Here is a 19,385-nt window from a genome sequence, read left to right as displayed (position 1 = left end):
GTGTATTTTTATGTGGATAAATTAATTGTTTTATTGGAATATCTATACAATAAGAAACGTTAGAATGTTAGAATAAATATTAACTAATGATTTAAAGCTGGCTTTTCATTATTGAAGTAAAAACCATAATTATTGTAGATAACTTTAGTAGATTTAAAAGATATCAACAGAAGGGCAGGTCAAAAATGAAAAAATTAGATAAAATTTTTTATAAAGGAAAAACAATTAAAGTAGCAAAAAAACTTTTAGGGAAGATATTGGTTCACAAGATTGATAAATTAGAACTAATGGGAAGAATAGTTGAAGTAGAAGCCTATGTGGGAGATATAGATAAAGCTTGCCATTGCTATAATAACAGATATACTGATAGAACTAAGGTGATGTTTGGACCACCTGGATATGCCTACGTATATCTCATATATGGAATGTATCATTGTATGAATATAGTAACAGAGGAGGAGGGTCAAGGAGCAGCAGTGCTTATAAGAGCCTTGGAACCAATAGCTGGATTGGAGGAAATGGCCTTAAACAGATATAAAAAAGCTTTAGCCCTTTTAAATAATAGACAGTTAAAAAACTTGACTAATGGACCTGGAAAACTATGTAGTGCCTTAAATATTACTAAGGATAATTATGGCGATGATTTGACTGGTGATAGATTGTTTATAGTTGATGATAGCTATAAATCCTTTGATATAGGAGTATCTAAGAGAATAAATATTGACTATGCAGAGGAAGCAAAGGAATTTGAATGGAGATTTTTTATAAAAGGAAATGCATATGTCTCAAGATAAAAAAATTTAAGCTATATTTAACTTTTACAAATTACCTTAATTTGATAGAATGTTTAAATAAGAGTAATAATTCAATAAATATAGGATTAAATATGAAAGGAAGATAAAGTTGAATATAGCATTAATAGCCCATGATAAAAAGAAACCTCAAATGATTAATTTTACAAAAAAATACAAGGATATACTTAAAAATCATAAGCTCTGTGCAACTGGAACCACTGGAAGGCTTATTAATGAAGAAACAGACCTAGAAATAGAAAGATTTCTTTCTGGTCCATTAGGAGGAGATCAGCAGATAGGGTCAAGAATTGCGTGTGATAAGCTGGATTTAGTTATATTTTTAAGAGACCCTCTAACAGCACAACCCCACGAGCCAGATATACTTGCATTAATAAGATTATGTGATGTCCATTCAGTTCCGATAGCTACAAATATAAGTACTGCAGAAATATTATTAAATGCACTTCATAGAGAAGAAGTTACAAATTGGCGTGAAATAAAGAATAATTATTAGATAGGATAATGTAATTTTCTTTGTTAAAAATAAGGTCACAGGGTTTACCCTATGACCTTAAAACTACATTTCTTCCTCTATTGCTTTTTTAACTTCATCAAAAGTCGGTATTTTACCAAACAATTTAACTTTGCCGTTAATCATTAAAGCAGGTGGATTCATTATACCAGCTTTTACTATTGAAGGTATATCTCCAATAATTTCAAAATCATCATCTTTACCTAGTTCAGTTAATACCCCATCAACTATGGGAGCAATTTTACTGCCATCTCAGCAAACTCTTTCAAAAATCTTAATTTCCATGTAAATATATCCTCCTATAATTTATTTTGTTTTGTTCACATAAAAGCCTTTTAATTTCATCCTCTATAGTACCGTTTTTAATTTTAAATAATTTATTGTCTTAATACCAGTTGGATGGGCTAAGACCTTTAAAAGTGATGAAGTTAGATTGAAATACATATTTGGCACAGAAACATTATAAGCAATAAAAAAATAATAATATTAGAATATTATAATATTATTATATTATTTTCTAAAAATTTTTCAATAGGAAAAATAGAAATTTACCTATTAATAAAGCTTTTATATCTAAATTATTTTGAAAAAAATAGAAAGGATTGAAAAAAGTACAATAGATAATTGTATATGAAAAAACAAAAAATATAGATGTATCAATTATGTATAATGCATTAAAAATCAATATATTACATTATCAAATAGCTGATATAGATATTTCAGTAAAACAGTTAATTTATACACATCAAAAATCCTTAAAACTTTGGGTATTTTAATATGTATAAATTAAGTTTTACTATGGGAAATCTATATATTTAAAAATTTGATTATGTAATATATACAGGTTTGTAGCATTATATACACAAATAGAGAAATTGCATAAATTTCACTAGATAAACTCTATATGAGAAATAGTAAGTTTATGAAGAAGAGAATCATGTAATTTCTTTAAATGTAAAAAACTTGGAACTATCAATTTGGAAAGGAGAATATCAGTGACAAACGACAAATTAAGAATATTCACCATTGCTTTATCATTAGTGCTGATTATTTCAGCATTTATTGTAGGGTGTACTCCACAGCAAAGACCTGTCCCAGAAAGATATGGTACTAAATATTACATGAACGATAATAGATATTATACAGGTTATGATACAAGAAATCCCTATAATTATGGACAAGGTAATTATAGAGACAATAGAATGTATAATTATGGACAAGGATATACTCCAGATAATAGATTATATGGATTCTTTGATATAGGAGACAATAGAAGAGGATTTGGGTATGATAATATACCACAGGGAATAATGAATCCAACAAGAACTTCAACTAATTCAGCTGAAGTAAATAGAATGGAAAATTCATGCGAAAATATTAGAGGTGTTACAGATGCAACTGTTGTAAGGGATGGAGATACATGTTATGTAGGTATTAATAAGACTAAGGGGACAAATGAAAATGTAGCAGCACTTCGTACAGAATGTGCAAATAGAATTAGACAAATAGATCCATCCGTTAAAAAGGTAGTTGTAACAGTAGATCCAAATAAAATAACAAAGTTAAAAAATATGGTGAGAGATATAAATATGGGTAGACCAGCAAGAAGTTTTCTAAACGACTTACAAAACTTATTTAGATAACATTAGAAGAGCTTTCCTAATAAATTAAGGAAAGCTTTTTTCTTAATCAGAAATAATAATCCTTGCAGAAAAAACATAATACTAGGAAATAATAAAAAAACTTGACAATAAACAAACAAAATAGTATTATGTTTGCATAAACACAAACATGATTAGGAGATGTTATTATGAATGTTAATGGATTATTTTGGAATGCAACCATAGATGAGATTAAACAAGGATATGTATATAATTCTGAGTTTGAAGGATATATTTGTTTAATATGTGGAGAAAAATTTGAAAAGGGAGTGATTTATCCACAGGATAATACTTTATATGATGCAGAAAGGGCTGTTAAAAAACATATTGAATTAAAACATGGTTCGGTTTTTAATTATCTTATTAATATGAATAAGAAGTACACAGGACTTACTGATGTTCAAAAGGAGTTATTAAGATATTTTAATGAAGGTCTAAGTGACAAGGAGATAGTAAAAAAAGAAGGTGGGAAAAGCACATCAACCATAAGGAATCATCGTTTTAGACTTAAAGAAAAAGAAAAACAGGCGAAGGTGTTTTTAGCTATAATGGCTTTACTTGAAAATAAAAGCAATAAAGATGAAAAATTAATTGATATTCATAAGGGGGCAACAATGGTGGATGAGAGATATGCTATTACCAATAGTGAAAGGGAAAGTGTAATAAAGAGATACTTTAAAGATGAAGGAAATGGTAAGTTGATTTCATTTCCTAGGAAGGAAAAAAGAAAAATTATTGTACTCAATCATATTTCAAAAAAATTTAAAAACAATAAGGAATATACTGAGAAGGAAGTAAACGATATACTTAAAAAAGTAGATGATGATTATGTTACTTTAAGAAGATATCTAATAGAATATGGATTCTTAAATAGAACAAATGATTGCAGCAGCTATTGGGTGAAAAATTAAAATAGTTGGGAGATATAAAAATGGATAGCGCTAAAAAATCTATATTCCAATTGAAGAATTATAAAGTAAAGAAATTAGATTTTGAAAAAGATCTAAAAGCTTTACTGCAGCTTTGTGAAAATTGTAAAGACTTTTATGAACTTAATGGAATTGAGTCTGTAAATCTAGAAACTGCTAAAGAGATATTTAAGGAGTTGCCTCCAGGTAAAGAATATGACAGCAAGATGGTCATAGGAGTTTATAATGATAAAGATACTTTAATTGGAATTATAGAAGGGGTTACAGATTTTCCTGAAAACTATACATGGTATATAGGACAAATGATGATTTCAGTGGACTATAGAAATAAAGGCTTAGGTGAGGAGTTTTATAGGGGCTTTGAAAAATGGGCAGTAATGAATAGTGTTAATTGTATTAAGCTAGGAGTATTAGAAGAAAATACAAATGGTTTACGATTTTGGAAGAGGATGGGGTTTAGAATTATAAAAAAGATAGATAATTTTAAGATAGGAAATATTGAAACTACAGCTTTTAAGATGGAAAATGATTTAAAGTAAGAGTATGAAAAATATATAAGATTCCAAGTGAAAAAGTTAAATCATGTGTTAATATATAAATATCTATATAGAATTTACATAGTAAAACTTAATTTATACATGTGCAAATACGCAACGTTTTTGGGCGTTTTGGACATGTATAAATTAAAGTCTTTACTTAAATTTCTATACTAATATGTAATTTCCTCAATTATAATTTTAATCCGCCAAGCTAGTTTCTATAGAGAGGTTTTTAATATTTCCTTTTCGTTCATGTAATAAACCTGTTTTTTATATGAATCTGAAGGTAAAAACAGGTTTATAAAAATCACTTAAATGAAATATTAAAACCCTCTAAGGTATTTCAAAAACAGAAAAATTCATTTATTAGCACAATAAATAAATTTATAATGATACTGGGGATGATTAAATGGCTGATTTGAGAAATATTAAACTTTTTTCACAACAATGTGCTAAAGCTATAGCAGCTATATTAGAAGTAGAAGTTACTATAACGGATCAAGAATGTATAAGGATAGCTGGAACAGGCATATATGAAAGAGAGATAGGTAAAAAGGTTCCCCACACTTCCTTCTTTAGACAAATATTAAATACAGGTAATATGGGTATGATTAAGGATGTGAAAAAAGAATTTGGATGTAAAAAGTGTGAAAAAAATTATTATTGTCTTGAATTGGCCAATATTGGCTTTCCTATTTATAAGGGAGATGAAATAATAGGGGTAATAGGAATAATAGCCTTTAGTGATGAGCAAAGAGAAATATTAATATCATCTATAAAAAAAATTAGGGAATTTATTAAATATATAAATGAATTGTTTATCAGCAAAATTCTTTTGTTGGAAGCAAACATGAGAATTAATGAAGAATTTAGCGAAACTATGCAAAATTATAACAGCTTGTATTCCTTCGATTCAATTATTGGAAGAACACCTGATTTTCTAAAAACAATAAATAAGGCAAAAAAAGTTTCTGATAGTCTTTCAACTGTAATGATAAGAGGAGAAAGTGGAACTGGGAAGGAGATTCTTGCTAGAGCTATTCATTTTAATAGTAAACGCAGGAATAAACCCTTTATTGCTATAAATTGTTCATCTATTCCTGAAAATCTTATTGAAAGTGAATTGTTTGGTTATGAGGAAGGAGCATTTACAGATGCCAAAAAAGGTGGGAAATTAGGTAAATTTGAACTAGCCAATGGAGGAACTCTATTTTTAGATGAGGTCGGAGATATGTCTTTAACAATGCAAGCCAAGCTATTAAGAGTACTCCAGGATAAAAAAGTTACTAGAATCGGAGGAAGGAAAGCTATTCCTTTAGATTTAAGAATTATCTCAGCTACTAATAAAGAATTGGAGAATATGCTGCAAACTAAGGAATTTAGAGAAGATTTATATTATAGATTAAATGTAATTCCCCTTTACTTAAGACCCCTTAGACAACGAAGGGAGGATATTTTACTATTAGCAAACTATTACCTAGATAAAATTTGTAAAAATCTTTCAAAGAAAAAAATGTTTTTAGATGAATATGTAAAAAAATGGTTTTATGATTATGAATGGCCTGGTAATATTAGACAACTAATAAATGTTATTGAATATGCAGTGAATATGTGTGAGACAAACTTAATAACCTTAGGTAATCTACCAGAATATATATTTGTTGAAAAATATCAAAAAGAGAATATAGGTTTAGAGGAAATGCTTGAAAAATATGAAAAAGAGATATTGAAAAAATATATCGATGATTATATGTCTCTAGATAAGAAAAAAGAAGTTGCTGAAAAGTTAAAAATAAGTACAGCAACATTATACCGAAAACTAAAAAAATATGATTTGTAAATATTTCCTCACGAAATAATAGAGAAATGCATATTTCTCATAAATGATAAAGATTAATCAAGAATGATAAATTTATGTTAAATATTACCATAAATCATATAATTTTAAAGTTTTGTTATGAGTAGTATAGGAGTTTAAAGCCAGACATTTAGTAGGTTTTGAACTCTTTAATTGTTTTTTGTGGTTTTAGATATTATGGCATGATTTATGCGTTAGATATAAATAACAAAAATTTTTATATGGGGAGATGGAAAATGACTATTAGAAAACAAAGTGAATTATTACATTTATTAAAGGAATCTATTGGACTTGCTACTGGATGTACTGAACCAGCAGCCATTGCTTATTCATCAGCAAATGCAAGAAAGAAGGTTAAGGGAGATATAGTTTTATTTGAAATTACAGTAGACTCATATCTATATAAAAATGCTTTGAATGTTTCAATTCCAGGCTTTAATCAAACAGGGGTAAAAGCAGCTGTGGCTTTAGGGCTTGCTATTGGAGATACTGAGATGGGTTTAAATCTTCTAGAGAATATAGGTGAAGACGTTATAAGAAAGGCTAAGGAATTTCTTAGTAGAGATATCATCAAGCTAAAAGTTATAGATAATTGTGATATTTTATTTATCCAAAGTATTCTCACTTCTGATAAAGGGAAGGTAAGGGTAGTAACTCTCGAAAAACATGATAATATAGCTGATATTTCAGAGGATACAGTAGAAGATTTTGACTTTAGAGGATATCTCAAGAAAGAGAAAGTTTCTAATCCTATTACAAATTATAGCTTGGATGATTTCATTGATTTTTCAAGCAATATAGATTTAGCAAAGATAGAGTTTCTAAAGGAAGGCATACATGTTAACTCAGATATAGCAAAGGCTGGCTTGGATAATGTTAATTCCATAGGTTATAAATTTAATAGTCTAATCAATCAAGGATATACTTCAGAAGGTCCAGCCGTTTATGCTCAAAAACTATGCAGTGCAGCTTCGTACGCAAGAATGTCAGGTGTACAGCTTCCTGTTATGACTAGTACGGGAAGTGGGAATCATGGAATTACTCTATTTTTAACTATTGCAGCAGCTGCAGAAAAACTAAATATAGGCCATGAAAAGATGATAAGAGCATTGGCATTGGGACAATTAGTAAACGCCTATATAAAAGCCCATACAGGTGCTTTATCGGCTATGTGTGGATGTGGTGTAGCTGCTGGTATTGGAGCAAGCTGTGGAATTGTTTTCATGATGGGAGGAAATAAAGATAAGATATTTGGAACCATATTAAATATGATTGGAAGTATTTCGGGCATCATATGTGATGGAGCTAAAGAAGGATGTGCATATAAACTTGCACTAGCATCGGGTTGGGCTGTACAATCAGCTTTACTGTCATTGAATGATGCAGTAGTAAAAAATACTGATGGTATACTATGTGGAGAATTTAAAAGTTTAATATCTAATCTTGGCTATGTGTGTGGTCCAGGAATGAGGCAAACCAATGCAGCAATTGTAGAGATTATGCAGAAAGAGTGTGTTTAAATCAGGACTAAGGCTTGAACTATACTGCTCTTTATGATTAAGATGTCTTAGTACATGGTAGATAGCTTTATTAGCAGTATTTTAGACATCTTTTTTATATTTTTTTATTGTTAAGGAACTCAAACTTTTTTTGAAAGAAATTACATGTTTGGATTTAAGTAAATTCAAATAACAGAGAGAAAAATAAAATTATTATCAGTAAAATTTTAGAAGCAGGAAGTAAGGCTTTTTAGACCTAAAAGAAAGACCTTAAAACTTGGAACGTGGAATTTGTAACTTTCAACTAAAAAGCGTCGTCAGACACCTTTGTCCTTATTTTCTTTAAAAGAAATTTAATACTGAATACAGTTCCATTGACGATATCAGATTTTGCTTCAATAGTTCCACCGTGGGCTTGTACTAAATTTTTAGTGATGGTTAAACCAATTCCTGAACCCCCTGTAGACCTAGTTCTAGATAAATCCCCTCTATAAAGGTGTTCAAATATATGGGGTAAATCCTTTTTAGAAATACCAACTCCAAAGTCTTGTACTATAATGTATAGATATTCATTTTCTGTATAACAGCTAATATTTACGATGCTATTTTCATGAGAATACTTAAAGGCATTTGAAAGCAAATTATACATTATTTGTTTAAATTTATCTCTATCCATAAAAACTTCTGTTTTTACTTTACTATTTAGGTTTAACTTTATATTTTTTTTGTTAAACTGTGGTATGAGGGAATTAACAATCCTCTTTAGTTCTTCATCTATTCTAAAATAGGATTTATTTAATACGTAATTAGCCTTGTCAAGCTTATTTATATCCTCTAGATTTTCTACTAGACTATGAAGCCTATTGATTTCATCATAGCAATCCCTCAATCTTTCTGGAGTAGGCTGCCATATACCATCCATAAATGCTTCAATATGACTTTTTATAGTAGTTAAAGGAGTCCTTATTTCATGAGCCATGTCTGAGGTAAGACGATTTCTTAAAGCCTCTTGCTTTTCCAATGTATGGGCTAAATTATTTATTGAGGAAGAAAGCTCTGATATTTCATGTATATTAGTTCCAATATTAGTACGTATTGATAAATGACCTTCTTTGATGGCCTTTGATGCCTTGGTAATTTCTCTAATGGGTATACCTAATTGACGAGAAATCAATATGCTTATTAAAGCGCTAATAATAATTGCCATGAAGCTGGATATAAGTATTGATTTATATAGGGTTAATTTAAATGACATTGCTTCTTTAGAGATATTTGATGTTCCAAAATATCCAATGGTTAGCTTTCCTATTTCCTTATTATCATAGATTATTGGATAAATATCTTCGTTATAACTTTGGAACATGTTTTTAAACATTCTTTCCATCATAGGACCCATCATATGTCCATTTTTTTGGTGTCCCATATGGGGATACATTCCAGTAGTATAGATTATATTATTATTTAAATCTGTAATTTTTATAATATAGTTTTCTGCAACAGCATACTTTGTAAGTCCTTCTTTATCGAAATCAGGAGATACTTGATTTTTCTTAATAGCAGAATGGATCATAGATTTAATATTTTCAATCTTTTCTTTGTGCTCTTCAAGTAAATAGAGATTGAATCTTTTATCAATCATGAGGGTTGAAGTAATGCCAGTAATTAAAAGAGAAATGAGAATTATTGAAATAAAGCTTAGAAGTAGTTTTTTATTTATACTTATTTTCATTATTTAACCTCCAAATTTATACCCCATTCCATAAATTGTAAGTATATATTTAGGGGTTTTGGGATTGTCTTCTATTTTTTGTCTAATATTTTTAATATGGGTATCGATTGTTCTATCAAAGCCATCATAGTCTATTCCAAAGACATTTTCTACAAGCTGTTCTCTAGAAAAAATTTGCCCAGGATTTGAAGCAAGAATCAGTAAAATTCTATATTCATTTGGCGTTAAAATAACTAATTTTTTATTTTTAGTGACTTCATGCTTTTTTATATCTATTCTAAGCTCATCATTGTTAAAGGATATTATATCTGATAACGGACCCTTATCTCTGTAACTTCTTCTAAGTATTACTCTGACTCTTTCTATTAATTCTCTTGGGCTGAAGGGCTTAGTCACATAGTCATCAGCACCAAGGGAAAAGCCTTCAATCTTAGATTTTTCATTTGTTTTAGCAGTAAGCATAATGATTGGAATATCGGAAGTACTCCTTATATTTTTACAGATATTTTCTCCAGACATACCAGGAAGCATTAAATCTAAGATTACTAAATGGGGAGAAATATCTTTAAAAATATTTAGTCCCTGAGTACCATCTATTGCTTTATAAACTTCATAGCCTTCTTTTTCTAAATATGCTTCTATAACATTCAAAATTTTCACTTCATCTTCAATAACTAAAATTTTAAATTTTTCCTTCAAAATTATCACCCTCTAATATGATTCTAACATTTTATCAAAAAAATACATATAAAACAAAGGCAATATCACTTGCCTTTGTTAAGGATGCTTTTTTTATGCAAATATTCCTCTTCTGTTATTTCACCAGAAACAAATTTTTTATCTAGAATTTCTAGTGCGTTATTATTGTGCGGGGTACAATGTCTGTTTGATGATTTAAAGAATAAGTAAAAAAACAAGCCTATTATTAAAGGAAATAGTAACATCATAAAACCACCTCCCATCAACCCAAATCTATTAAAACCAAACCAATGCATCAAAGTATTCATCTCCTTTATCAAAATCAGTTTAAAATTAATGTTTTGTTCTTTCAATAAAATGATATCAAAAACTTATGAAGGAAATATGAAGAAAAATACAATAAAAGCTCAACAGAGATAAAAATATGAAAAATTAAAAGATTAATGTTAAAATTTATGTTAATATAATATATGGCATGTAAATCGTCCTATTGATTTTATGGGGGTTTTCTTATGGAGGAAAAGATAGTTCCTGAGATTGATATGATTTTAGCCTTATCTGAAAGCTTGGATTTAATTAGTTCTGCTATTGTAGGACATCATATAAGAGTTGCTCTTATAGCATTAAATGTGGGACTAAAGTTTAATATGAAAAAAAGAGATATAAAAGACCTAGTTTATGCAGCTTTACTTCATGATGTGGGAGCATTATCTTTAAAGGATAGAATAGACGGTCTTGAATTTGATCTAAAGGACCCGCATTTTCATTCTTTAATAGGATATAACCTGATTAAAACGTATGAACCCTTTAGCAAAATTTCAGAAATAATTAGATGTCACCATGTTAAATGGACTGAGATAGATAAATTTAAAGATCGAGGTATTGAAGTATCTTTAAGTAGCCAAATTATACATTTAGTTGATAGAGTAGATGTTTTGATGGATTGGAATAACAACACCAATAAGCAGATCGATTATATAGTTAAGCAAATTAAAGACCAGAAGGGTAAAAAATTCAATACCGAGGTTGTAGATGCCTTCATTGAAATATCTGCCTCAAAGTCTATTTGGGAGTATATGGATTATGGAAATATTTTAAGGATATTTTATAAAACTATTGAAAATGAGCTATTAGATATAGAGGGGTTTTGTAGGATTTCTAAGATATTTGAGAGAATTATTGATTTTAGGAGTAGGTTTACTGCAACTCATTCCAGTGGAGTTGCCTATGTTGCATCTAAATTATCTGAAATTTCAGGGATGACTAAGAAAGAAGTAAAGATGATGAGAATTGCTGGCAATTTACATGATTTAGGGAAGTTAGCAGTTCCAAAGGAATTATTAGAAAAGCCTGGTAGGCTTTCTAGAAATGAATTTGAAATAGTTAAAAGGCATGTTTATTATACATATTCTATTTTAAAAAAAATAAGAGGAATTGGAGATATATATGAATGGGCTGGTTTTCACCACGAAAGGATAAATGGGAAGGGATATCCATTTAATAAAAGGGCTGAAGAATTATCTGTGGGAGCAAGAATTATGGCAGTAGCAGATGTTTTTACTGCTATTTCAGAGGATAGACCATACCGTAAAGGCTTAAAAAAGGAAAAAGTCTTTGATATATTAGATGGTATGGCTGTAAGGAATGAATTAGATGGCGACATATGGTCTATATTGAAATCTAATTATGATGAGATAAATATGGGACGTAAAGATATTCAAAGTAAAGCAGTAAAAGAATTTAAAGGATTTTGGGATGAAATCAATGTAGTTTATGGAGAATTTTAAAATTTATTAGAATCCAGCACAATAAATATGGAAAATATATCCTAGATTTATGCTGGTTTTTTTATTTTATTTGGTTACTTTTTTATGATTTTTATGTGTAATTTGATTAAGAGAAAGGAGATAAAATATGGAATTATTAAAATATAAAGAATTCTATTTTGTTTTTTTCATTTTAACAATAAATTTATTTGGATTTATCATCATACTTATAGACAAATATAAGGCAAAAAAGAACAAGTGGAGGGTTAAGGAAAGTAATTTCTTTATCATAGCTATTTTAGGAGGAGTCATAGGGATACTTTTAGGCATGACAATGTTTAGACACAAAACTCAGCATAAGAGCTTTTATATAGGTATCCCATTGATCTATTTGCTTAATAAAGTAATACTATGTAGCTTTATATATGTTTTATATTTTAAAGGTATGAAATAAAAGGGACATTAAAAAATTTAGTGTTCTCTTTTTTTATTTTTTTTAACCGTTTCAATTCAAATTCTTTTTGATTCATAATATCCCCTTCTTTTTAAAATTTTATTTACTAGGAATGGGCAAACCAAAGGGAAAGGTTACTGATATATTTTATATTTTATAAAAGATACGTCTGGACAACCAACCAGAACTGTGTTTTTATCCTAGAACTTAACAATATTATAGCATATTAAATTATAGAATAAATGGGTAATATATTATATAAAGACCATAAGGACGTTGAAACTTATAACCTTTAATCATAAATAGATATTTATAAATTTTGGAATAAAAAACTATTTACATATACCTGTACGGGGTATATAATAAAATATGAGGATTTGGTAGTGAAAGGAGTGAAAAAATGATTATAGAAAAGGTCTTTAGGATAGAAGGAATGACTTGTGCTGCTTGCGTTAGAGCGGTAGAAAGAGGGATAAGAAAGATAGATGGAATAGATGAAGTGAGTGTGAATTTGGCTACAGAAAAAATGATTGTAAAGTATGATGAAGATAAGCTTTCACAAGGTAAAATTATTGATACAATAGTTAAATTAGGGTATAAAGCAGTATTAAAAGATGAGTTAAAGGAAGTTATTATACCAATACAGGGTATGACTTGAGCTGCTTGCGTAAGGGCAGTTGATAGGGCTATCAACAAACTAGATGGTATTAAATCTGTAAATGTAAATATAGCTACCAATAAAGCAACAGTAGTTTATGACATAAATAAATTAAGGATATCTGAGATAAAGGCTGCTATTAAAAAGGCAGGTTATACTCCTCTAGATATAGAAAAAGAAGAGATTAGAGATGAAGATCAAAATAAAAAAGAAAAAGAAATAAAAATCATGTGGACTAAGTTTATAGTTGCTATTTCCTTTACTATACCATTATTGTATATTGCTATGGGACATATGGTGGGTTTGCCATTACCGAACTTTATAAATCCACATTTTTATCCATTAAATTTTGCACTAGTTCAACTATCATTAACTATACCAGTAGTTATTGCAGGATATAAATTTTATACAGTTGGTTTTAAAGCACTATTTAGGAAAAGCCCCAATATGGATTCTTTAATAGCTGTAGGAACGAGTGCGGCAATTATTTATGGACTTTATGCAACATATAAAATTATGAATGGGTATACCCAGTATGCAAAGGACTTATATTTTGAGACTGCTGGAGTAATAATTGCCCTTATTATGCTGGGAAAATATCTTGAGACACGTTCCAAAGGAAAGACATCAGAGGCAATAAAAAAATTAATAGGACTTCAGCCTAAAACAGCTACAATAATTCAAGGAAATGAAGAAATAATTATTCCTATAGAAGAAGTTGAGGTAGGAGATATCATATTAGTTAAACCTGGTGAGAAGATACCTGTAGACGGTGAAGTGACCTATGGACATAGCTCAGTTGATGAATCCATGTTAACAGGTGAAAGTATACCTGTAGAAAAAAATATTGGAGATAAGGTAGTAGGTGCAAGTATAAATAAAAATGGAGTTCTTAGAATTAAAGCAACAAAGGTAGGTAAGGATACTGCCTTAGCCCAAATAATAAAGTTAGTTGAAGAGGCTCAAGGCAGTAAAGCTCCTATTGCCAAACTAGCTGATATAATAGCAGGATATTTTGTTCCCATAGTTATGGGGATTGCTGTTTTAGCAGGATTACTATGGTATATAACAGGGTATGGAGCAGTATTTTCCCTTACAATGTTTATTTCTGTTCTCGTGATAGCTTGCCCCTGTGCTTTGGGACTAGCAACACCAACAGCTATAATGGTTGGAACAGGCAAAGGTGCAGAACTTGGAGTACTCATAAAAAGTGGTGTTGCACTAGAATCTGCTTATAAGATTGATACCATAGTACTTGACAAAACTGGAACTATAACTGAAGGAAAGCCTAAAGTTACAAATATAATTACTAGAGGCAACTATTCACAAGATAGTCTGCTTCAGATAGCTGCTACAGCAGAAAAAGGATCTGAACATCCTTTAGGAGAGGCTATAGTTAATAAAGCTGAAGAAAAAAAGATATCTCTACTAAAAGCAGAAGATTTTTATGCAATACCTGGTCATGGTATAGAAGTAACTATTGAGGGAGATAATATTCTTCTAGGAAATGAGAAACTAATGAAGGATAGAGATATAGAAGTTACATTAAAAGATGAAGCTGTACAATTGGCAAAGGAAGGGAAGACTCCGATGTTTATTGCAATAAATAACAGATTAGAGGGTATAATAGCGGTAGCAGATGTTGTAAAAGAAAATAGCAAAGAGGCAATAAAAAGACTTCATGATATGGGAATCCAAGTAGCAATGATTACTGGAGATAATAAAAGAACTGCCGATGCTATAGCTAAGCAGGTTGGAATAGATATCGTTTTAGCTGAAGTTTTACCTGAAGATAAGGCTAACGAAGTTAAAAAGTTCCAAGAAAAGGGTAAAAAAGTAGCTATGGTAGGAGATGGAATAAATGATGCACCAGCTTTGGCTATGGCGGATATAGGTATTGCCATTGGTTCGGGAACAGATGTTGCAATGGAATCTGCAGATATAGTTTTAATGAAAAGTGATCTCTTAGATGTAGTTACTGCAATTAAACTAAGCAAAAGTACTATAAGAAATATCAAGCAAAATCTTTTCTGGGCATTTGCTTACAACACTGCAGGAATACCACTAGCTGCTGGACTCTTCTATGCCTTTGGAGGACCTAAGCTTAACCCAATGTTTGCAGCTGCTGCCATGTCCATGAGCTCAGTATCAGTTGTAACAAATGCACTTAGGCTTAGGAAGTTTAAAGCTAGCTAATTGCCAATGGTTAATGGCGGATAGCTTATAAGAAAGAAATTTTGAGTTTGATAGTAATTATTAGCAATGAACCAACAGATTAATATAATTATTTAGAAAAAATAAATTGAGGTGGTGTAAATTATGAAGAAAATGATACTGATAGAAGGTATGAGCTGCCATCATTGCATCGGCAGAGTAGAGAGAGCTTTAAATGAAATTGATGGAGTAACAGTTGAAAGCATTAGTGTAGATGAAAAAAGTGCAGTAATTACTCTACACAAAGAAATCGATGAGAATGTTATTAGAGACACCATTGATGACGCAGGATATGATGTTATAGAGATTAGGGAAATATAAATATGTGAAAATCAAAAACCTATAAGACTCCTTTATATTGATAAAATGAAGGGATTCTTATAGGTTTTACTTTTAAAAGTATAAATGAAAATTTCAGAGTCAAAGGTGACGGTTCTTTTCAGAGTCAAAGGTGACGGTTCTTTTTGACTCTTTTGTTTATAATATAATCTTGCCTTCAATAGGACTACAGACATGGGGACGTTTCATCTGTCATGTCTTGATAGTCAAAGGTGACGGTTCTTTTTGACTCTTTTGTTTATAATATAATCTTGCCTTCAATAGGACTAGAAAGAATAATATTGGTTTGAGTATTGCCAAATTTTTTTAAATCATCAATAAGTATTTCTAAATCCTCCATATTTTCAACCATAACTTTAATTATCATACAATCTTCACCAGTAACATGATGACATTCAATTATATTATTATTTTTTGGAGCAAATTAAAGAAACTTTTTATAGTTTTCTGCTCTGATAGCTACATTTATTAGTGCATTAATATGTTTATTTAGTTTTTTAGGATTAACTATGGCTTTGTAACCAATGATTATACCATTTTCTTCAAGTCTTTTAACCCTTTCCGATACAGTAGGAGAAGTTAAACCAACCTTCTTACCTAAATCTTTCATAGAAATTCTGCCATCTTGCTGTAATATAATATTTTTGGCAGATTTATATTATTGTGAAAATTTAAAATATTATGAAATATTACTTTTGTGTTAAAATATAGAAAAAATACATAAAACTACAAATATTTTAGTTTCTATTTGTTATTATAATTATATGAGTGCACTCAAAAAAATCAAAATAGGAGTTGGTAATATGAAAAAATTTTTAGCATTATTTTTAACTATTATAATGCTACTGAGCATGTCTTTAGTAGCATTCGGAGAAACTCATAAAAACGACTATGATATTGAACAAAAATATGCAGAGTTATTTGTTAAAAAATTAGGGAGGACTGTTGAAGTTCATAGTCCAATACTTCTATATAATGTTAAAGGAAATGAAGAAGCCATATGTTTTTCTTTAGGAGAAAAAGGTTATCTTATAATAAATAAAAATGACCTATCAATCCCTGAACTTTCATTTGAAGGCAAAAAACCTTTTATTCATTTAGAGAAAAGATATGTATATAATGGTCCCCTTGCATACTATGAATTAAAAGGTGGTAAGTTTTTTTCTTTAAAAGCAAAGAAAATTATTAATGGAAACTTTAAAAAAATTTATGATAAAAATAAAATTGATAAACACAGCAAGTTAAGTGAATTTGAAAATGAAATTTATACTCTAAACTATAGTACAAGAGGTGTAGCCAATGAAGAATATTTAAGCAAATCTTTAAAAACATGGTATAAATCAGGAGGTTATTGTGGACCAATAGCTGCTGCAATAACTATGATGTTTTATGATGAAGTAGTAAGTGAAAAATATGTAGATACTGATAATGAAAATGAAAATGATTTAATAGACATTATGGCATATTACATAGACCCTGATCATAGTACGAATCCCGGTAGTTCACCTAATGAATTAAGAGATGGTATTACATCATATTTAGGGGGACAGAATGTAAATAATTATGCTACTAAATCAACATATAATTTTAATACCATAAAATCAAAAATTAATAGTAATAGACCTCAAATAATTGGTACTGCAAATGATCCAACTTATTATGACCATTGGATGACTGTTCATGGGTACTATGATGATGGAATGGATGAATATGTAATAGTTAATAATGGTTGGGGAGACAATAATGTATGGTTATCTTCAGATAGAGGGACATTTGATTATTTAATATATCTATGGAATAATTAGATAAAAATAAAAGGGATGTATAATTTATTAACATCCCTTTTTTAGAAAGGAATGAATAATTTGAAGAAAGTGTTTTTGCTTATTTTTTTGGTTGTATTAGTTTCTTCATGTAATTCACATAATTCACAAAATTTACCTAAAGAAAAAAATTTAATAATACAAAAAATGGATCCTGTAAATGTTGATAAAATACACTTTTCAGATGGTCCGACATTGAAAGTTATAACTGAAAAAGAGGATATTAATAAAATTATAAAGGTATTAAACTCTTTGAACATAAATAAATTATTTCCAGATCAAGAGAAAAGAAAAGGATATAATTATTTTATATATATCTTTTTAAAGGCTCCTGAGAAAAAAGAAATAAGTATTGCTTTTACAGAAGTTTGGATTTCTTACAATGATACAAAATATTATAGCAGTAAAGATACAATAAAAATAATTGAAAATTTATTTGATAGCTTATGAGTCAATTGTGAGTCAATTGGAGTCAATTGTGACGGTTCTTTTTGACTCTTTTGTTTATAATATAATCTTGCCTTCAATAGGACTAGAAAGAATAAAGACAGACATGGGGACGTTTCGTCTGTCATGTCTTGATAGCTTTTTCAATAATTCCACGTCCTAAACCCAATACACTACTTAGTTGCCTTATACTTGCTCCTGTTGATTTTCTAATTTCTAATATTAATCTATCTCTCTCAAAAATATATTAAGGTTATTAATTTCATCAATATTAAATTGTCTTCTCAGCTTGTCTTCCAACTCTATATCTGTATATTTTTTCTTATTTTCATATTCTAGACATTTATCGTTATTTAATTGAGTCATATAACACTCGTATTCACTCCTATTTTTAAAGTATCCATCAACTATAGCTGTATCTAAAGCCTCTTTTTTTCCATTATATCTGTTAATATATTTATTATAACTACTCCATTTATACTCTGATGATTTTCTTACTATTTTTGCCTTTACTGGATTCTGATGAATATAGCTAAGTACTACCAATAAATAATATTCACTTTCTACTACTTCACTTTTAAATCTATTTTGAAACAAATGCCCTGTCCTTCCATATTTATTATTATGCCACTGCACATAGCTTACTGTCATCCTTTTTATACTAGTTCCTACTTCTTCGCCCTCTTTAATTAATAAATGAACATGATTATCCATTAAGCAATATCTATATAATAAAAACTGTCCTTTTTCTTTTGTATTGAATAAAGTCTCTATGAATTTTTATCTATCTTCTAATATGGCATCCGATTCTCTAACTATTTTTAATTTCTCTTCTGTGATTACACCTAGTACTTTAATAGCAAGACTGGGGTCAGAAAATGGCTGTCTCCAAACAATCTGTTTTGGCACTTTTATTGTACTATTCTATAATATATATTACTATTTTGTGAATTTATGAAGTCTAACCATTTTTCAAACTGCAATTCTCCTCTACTCTAAGCATTTGTATAATTTGACACTTCTTACTTTGTTTACATTTTTTTCTTTTTTTTTATAATTATATATGATATAATATAGTTGTGCAAATGAACAATTGAAAATAAATATTTCAGGCTTTGTAAACTTAATATGAAAAAATAGTACAATGTTTTATAGAATTACTTCAGATTGCTTTAAATTTCGCCTGAAGGATGATAAAAGTTCGTCCTTAAAATTGTCAAGGGTAAAATGAACGTGCTAACGCACGCCCTTGACAATTTCAAGGACGAACATTTAAAAAATAATTAGGCGAAATTCAAGCAAAAATTATGCTACAAGAGGATATTTTTTCTTCTCTTTATCATTTAGATTTAATCCAGCAACTTGAGCAGGTGTTAAACCATTAAGAGATGAATGAGGTCTTACAAAATTATAGAAAAATACAAACATACTAATTAAGTTATTT

The 19,385-nt window shown here is 29.3% G+C and carries 22 protein-coding genes and 2 pseudogenes; 15 read left to right on the top strand and 9 right to left on the bottom strand.

All coding sequences use genetic code 11. From position 1 onward, the window contains the following. The first annotated feature begins 185 nt into the window (after positions 1 to 185). Both BUB36_RS13690 and mgsA read left to right on the top strand, forming a co-directional pair. Positions 186 to 794, top strand: a complete 609-nt coding sequence (locus BUB36_RS13690) for a DNA-3-methyladenine glycosylase (protein WP_073151358.1) — start codon at positions 186 to 188, stop codon at positions 792 to 794. Between the two features lie 109 nt (positions 795 to 903). Beyond that, a complete protein-coding gene (gene mgsA, locus BUB36_RS13685; RefSeq protein ID WP_073151356.1) occupies positions 904 to 1,308 on the top strand; it encodes a methylglyoxal synthase in 405 nt (134 codons plus the stop codon). Positions 1,309 to 1,371: 63 nt separating this feature from the next. Here mgsA and BUB36_RS20200 read toward each other — a convergent pair whose 3' ends face one another. Then, a complete protein-coding gene (locus tag BUB36_RS20200; RefSeq protein WP_278247844.1) occupies positions 1,372 to 1,557 on the bottom strand; it encodes a thioredoxin family protein in 186 nt (61 codons plus the stop codon). 764 nt (positions 1,558 to 2,321) lie between these two features. On the opposite strand from BUB36_RS20200, the gene BUB36_RS13675 reads away from it, so the two are divergent. From BUB36_RS13675 to BUB36_RS13655, 5 genes are all read left to right on the top strand, one after another. Continuing rightward, the gene (locus tag BUB36_RS13675; RefSeq protein ID WP_073151353.1) at positions 2,322 to 2,969 is read left to right on the top strand and encodes a YhcN/YlaJ family sporulation lipoprotein; all 648 of its coding nucleotides are present in this window, start codon (positions 2,322 to 2,324) and stop codon (positions 2,967 to 2,969) included. Between the two features lie 167 nt (positions 2,970 to 3,136). Beyond that, a complete protein-coding gene (locus tag BUB36_RS13670; RefSeq protein WP_207550823.1) occupies positions 3,137 to 3,898 on the top strand; it encodes a DUF2087 domain-containing protein in 762 nt (253 codons plus the stop codon). A gap of 20 nt (positions 3,899 to 3,918) precedes the next feature. Further along, positions 3,919 to 4,455: a GNAT family N-acetyltransferase gene (locus BUB36_RS13665; RefSeq protein WP_073151347.1), complete on the top strand. Its 537-nt coding sequence runs from the start codon at positions 3,919 to 3,921 to the stop codon at positions 4,453 to 4,455. A gap of 409 nt (positions 4,456 to 4,864) precedes the next feature. Further along, the gene (locus tag BUB36_RS13660; RefSeq protein WP_073151344.1) at positions 4,865 to 6,295 is read left to right on the top strand and encodes a sigma-54 interaction domain-containing protein; all 1,431 of its coding nucleotides are present in this window, start codon (positions 4,865 to 4,867) and stop codon (positions 6,293 to 6,295) included. Positions 6,296 to 6,549: 254 nt separating this feature from the next. After that, on the top strand, positions 6,550 to 7,833 hold the full coding sequence (locus tag BUB36_RS13655; RefSeq protein WP_073151341.1) for an L-cysteine desulfidase family protein: 1,284 nt from the start codon (positions 6,550 to 6,552) through the stop codon (positions 7,831 to 7,833). Positions 7,834 to 8,116: 283 nt separating this feature from the next. On the opposite strand, the gene BUB36_RS13650 is transcribed toward BUB36_RS13655, so the two are convergent. Genes BUB36_RS13650 through BUB36_RS13640 form a run of 3 tightly spaced genes read right to left on the bottom strand, consistent with a single transcriptional unit; the run spans position 8,117 to position 10,488 of the window. Continuing rightward, a complete protein-coding gene (locus BUB36_RS13650; protein ID WP_073151338.1) occupies positions 8,117 to 9,541 on the bottom strand; it encodes a HAMP domain-containing sensor histidine kinase in 1,425 nt (474 codons plus the stop codon). Positions 9,542 to 9,544: 3 nt separating this feature from the next. Beyond that, positions 9,545 to 10,249, bottom strand: a complete 705-nt coding sequence (locus tag BUB36_RS13645) for a response regulator transcription factor (protein ID WP_334293007.1) — start codon at positions 10,247 to 10,249, stop codon at positions 9,545 to 9,547. A gap of 56 nt (positions 10,250 to 10,305) precedes the next feature. Then, positions 10,306 to 10,488: an SHOCT domain-containing protein gene (locus BUB36_RS13640; RefSeq protein ID WP_207550822.1), complete on the bottom strand. Its 183-nt coding sequence runs from the start codon at positions 10,486 to 10,488 to the stop codon at positions 10,306 to 10,308. Positions 10,489 to 10,752: 264 nt separating this feature from the next. On the opposite strand from BUB36_RS13640, the gene BUB36_RS13635 reads away from it, so the two are divergent. The 6 genes and pseudogenes from BUB36_RS13635 (at position 10,753) to BUB36_RS13620 (ending at position 15,653) form a co-directional block, all read left to right on the top strand. Continuing rightward, a complete protein-coding gene (locus BUB36_RS13635; RefSeq protein WP_073151332.1) occupies positions 10,753 to 12,027 on the top strand; it encodes an HD-GYP domain-containing protein in 1,275 nt (424 codons plus the stop codon). Between the two features lie 127 nt (positions 12,028 to 12,154). Beyond that, complete coding sequence (locus tag BUB36_RS13630) at positions 12,155 to 12,460, top strand: DUF1294 domain-containing protein (RefSeq protein WP_073151329.1); 306 nt, start codon at positions 12,155 to 12,157, stop codon at positions 12,458 to 12,460. A gap of 400 nt (positions 12,461 to 12,860) precedes the next feature. Then, positions 12,861 to 13,118 carry a cation transporter gene (locus BUB36_RS20745; RefSeq protein ID WP_330390502.1) on the top strand — a complete coding sequence of 86 codons (258 nt, stop codon included), beginning with the start codon at positions 12,861 to 12,863 and terminating at the stop codon, positions 13,116 to 13,118. A gap of 12 nt (positions 13,119 to 13,130) precedes the next feature. Next, positions 13,131 to 13,265 (top strand): annotated as a pseudogene (locus tag BUB36_RS20740) (heavy-metal-associated domain-containing protein); the annotation flags it as partial. An 81-nt stretch (positions 13,266 to 13,346) separates the two neighbouring features. Continuing rightward, positions 13,347 to 15,314: a copper-translocating P-type ATPase gene (locus BUB36_RS13625; RefSeq protein WP_330390501.1), complete on the top strand. Its 1,968-nt coding sequence runs from the start codon at positions 13,347 to 13,349 to the stop codon at positions 15,312 to 15,314. 123 nt (positions 15,315 to 15,437) lie between these two features. Next, entirely contained in the window at positions 15,438 to 15,653 is a 216-nt protein-coding gene (locus tag BUB36_RS13620) for a heavy-metal-associated domain-containing protein (protein WP_073151326.1), read from the top strand. 256 nt (positions 15,654 to 15,909) lie between these two features. Here BUB36_RS13620 and BUB36_RS20545 read toward each other — a convergent pair whose 3' ends face one another. Beyond that, positions 15,910 to 16,071, bottom strand: a complete 162-nt coding sequence (locus BUB36_RS20545) for an Lrp/AsnC ligand binding domain-containing protein (protein WP_330390504.1) — start codon at positions 16,069 to 16,071, stop codon at positions 15,910 to 15,912. Between the two features lie 24 nt (positions 16,072 to 16,095). Beyond that, on the bottom strand, positions 16,096 to 16,308 hold the full coding sequence (locus BUB36_RS20540; RefSeq protein ID WP_330390503.1) for an Lrp/AsnC family transcriptional regulator: 213 nt from the start codon (positions 16,306 to 16,308) through the stop codon (positions 16,096 to 16,098). 166 nt (positions 16,309 to 16,474) lie between these two features. On the opposite strand from BUB36_RS20540, the gene BUB36_RS13610 reads away from it, so the two are divergent. After that, positions 16,475 to 17,476, top strand: a complete 1,002-nt coding sequence (locus tag BUB36_RS13610) for a cysteine peptidase family C39 domain-containing protein (protein WP_073151324.1) — start codon at positions 16,475 to 16,477, stop codon at positions 17,474 to 17,476. Between the two features lie 60 nt (positions 17,477 to 17,536). Then, positions 17,537 to 17,944 carry a lipoprotein gene (locus BUB36_RS13605; RefSeq protein WP_073151321.1) on the top strand — a complete coding sequence of 136 codons (408 nt, stop codon included), beginning with the start codon at positions 17,537 to 17,539 and terminating at the stop codon, positions 17,942 to 17,944. 219 nt (positions 17,945 to 18,163) lie between these two features. Here the strand turns inward: BUB36_RS13605 and BUB36_RS13600 are convergent, their stop codons facing one another. From BUB36_RS13600 to BUB36_RS19300, 3 genes and pseudogenes are all read right to left on the bottom strand, one after another. Next, positions 18,164 to 18,715: a transposase gene (locus tag BUB36_RS13600; RefSeq protein WP_084112045.1), complete on the bottom strand. Its 552-nt coding sequence runs from the start codon at positions 18,713 to 18,715 to the stop codon at positions 18,164 to 18,166. A 6-nt stretch (positions 18,716 to 18,721) separates the two neighbouring features. Beyond that, positions 18,722 to 18,850, bottom strand: a complete 129-nt coding sequence (locus tag BUB36_RS20410; RefSeq protein WP_278247842.1) for a hypothetical protein — start codon at positions 18,848 to 18,850, stop codon at positions 18,722 to 18,724. Between the two features lie 396 nt (positions 18,851 to 19,246). Next, positions 19,247 to 19,385: pseudogene (locus BUB36_RS19300) on the bottom strand (IS6 family transposase); the annotation flags it as partial.

The sequence above is a fragment of the Paramaledivibacter caminithermalis DSM 15212 genome (genome assembly GCF_900142245.1).
GTDB lineage: Bacteria > Bacillota > Clostridia > Peptostreptococcales > Caminicellaceae > Paramaledivibacter > Paramaledivibacter caminithermalis.
This window is presented reverse-complemented; position numbering and strand designations above follow the sequence as displayed.

Bases quoted from the DNA above. Each gene is read 5' to 3' on its own strand.
- BUB36_RS13690 (WP_073151358.1), top strand. From the start codon at position 186: ATGAAAAAATTAGATAAAATTTTTTATAAAGGAAAAACAATTAAAGTA.
- BUB36_RS13670 (WP_207550823.1), top strand. From the start codon at position 3,137: ATGAATGTTAATGGATTATTTTGGAATGCAACCATAGATGAGATTAAA.
- BUB36_RS13665 (WP_073151347.1), top strand. From the start codon at position 3,919: ATGGATAGCGCTAAAAAATCTATATTCCAATTGAAGAATTATAAAGTA.
- BUB36_RS13660 (WP_073151344.1), top strand. From the start codon at position 4,865: ATGGCTGATTTGAGAAATATTAAACTTTTTTCACAACAATGTGCTAAA.
- BUB36_RS13655 (WP_073151341.1), top strand. From the start codon at position 6,550: ATGACTATTAGAAAACAAAGTGAATTATTACATTTATTAAAGGAATCT.
- BUB36_RS13650 (WP_073151338.1), bottom strand. From the start codon at position 9,541: ATGAAAATAAGTATAAATAAAAAACTACTTCTAAGCTTTATTTCAATA.
- BUB36_RS13640 (WP_207550822.1), bottom strand. From the start codon at position 10,488: ATGATGTTACTATTTCCTTTAATAATAGGCTTGTTTTTTTACTTATTC.
- BUB36_RS13635 (WP_073151332.1), top strand. From the start codon at position 10,753: ATGGAGGAAAAGATAGTTCCTGAGATTGATATGATTTTAGCCTTATCT.
- BUB36_RS13630 (WP_073151329.1), top strand. From the start codon at position 12,155: ATGGAATTATTAAAATATAAAGAATTCTATTTTGTTTTTTTCATTTTA.
- BUB36_RS20745 (WP_330390502.1), top strand. From the start codon at position 12,861: ATGATTATAGAAAAGGTCTTTAGGATAGAAGGAATGACTTGTGCTGCT.
- BUB36_RS13625 (WP_330390501.1), top strand. From the start codon at position 13,347: ATGTGGACTAAGTTTATAGTTGCTATTTCCTTTACTATACCATTATTG.
- BUB36_RS13620 (WP_073151326.1), top strand. From the start codon at position 15,438: ATGAAGAAAATGATACTGATAGAAGGTATGAGCTGCCATCATTGCATC.
- BUB36_RS13610 (WP_073151324.1), top strand. From the start codon at position 16,475: ATGAAAAAATTTTTAGCATTATTTTTAACTATTATAATGCTACTGAGC.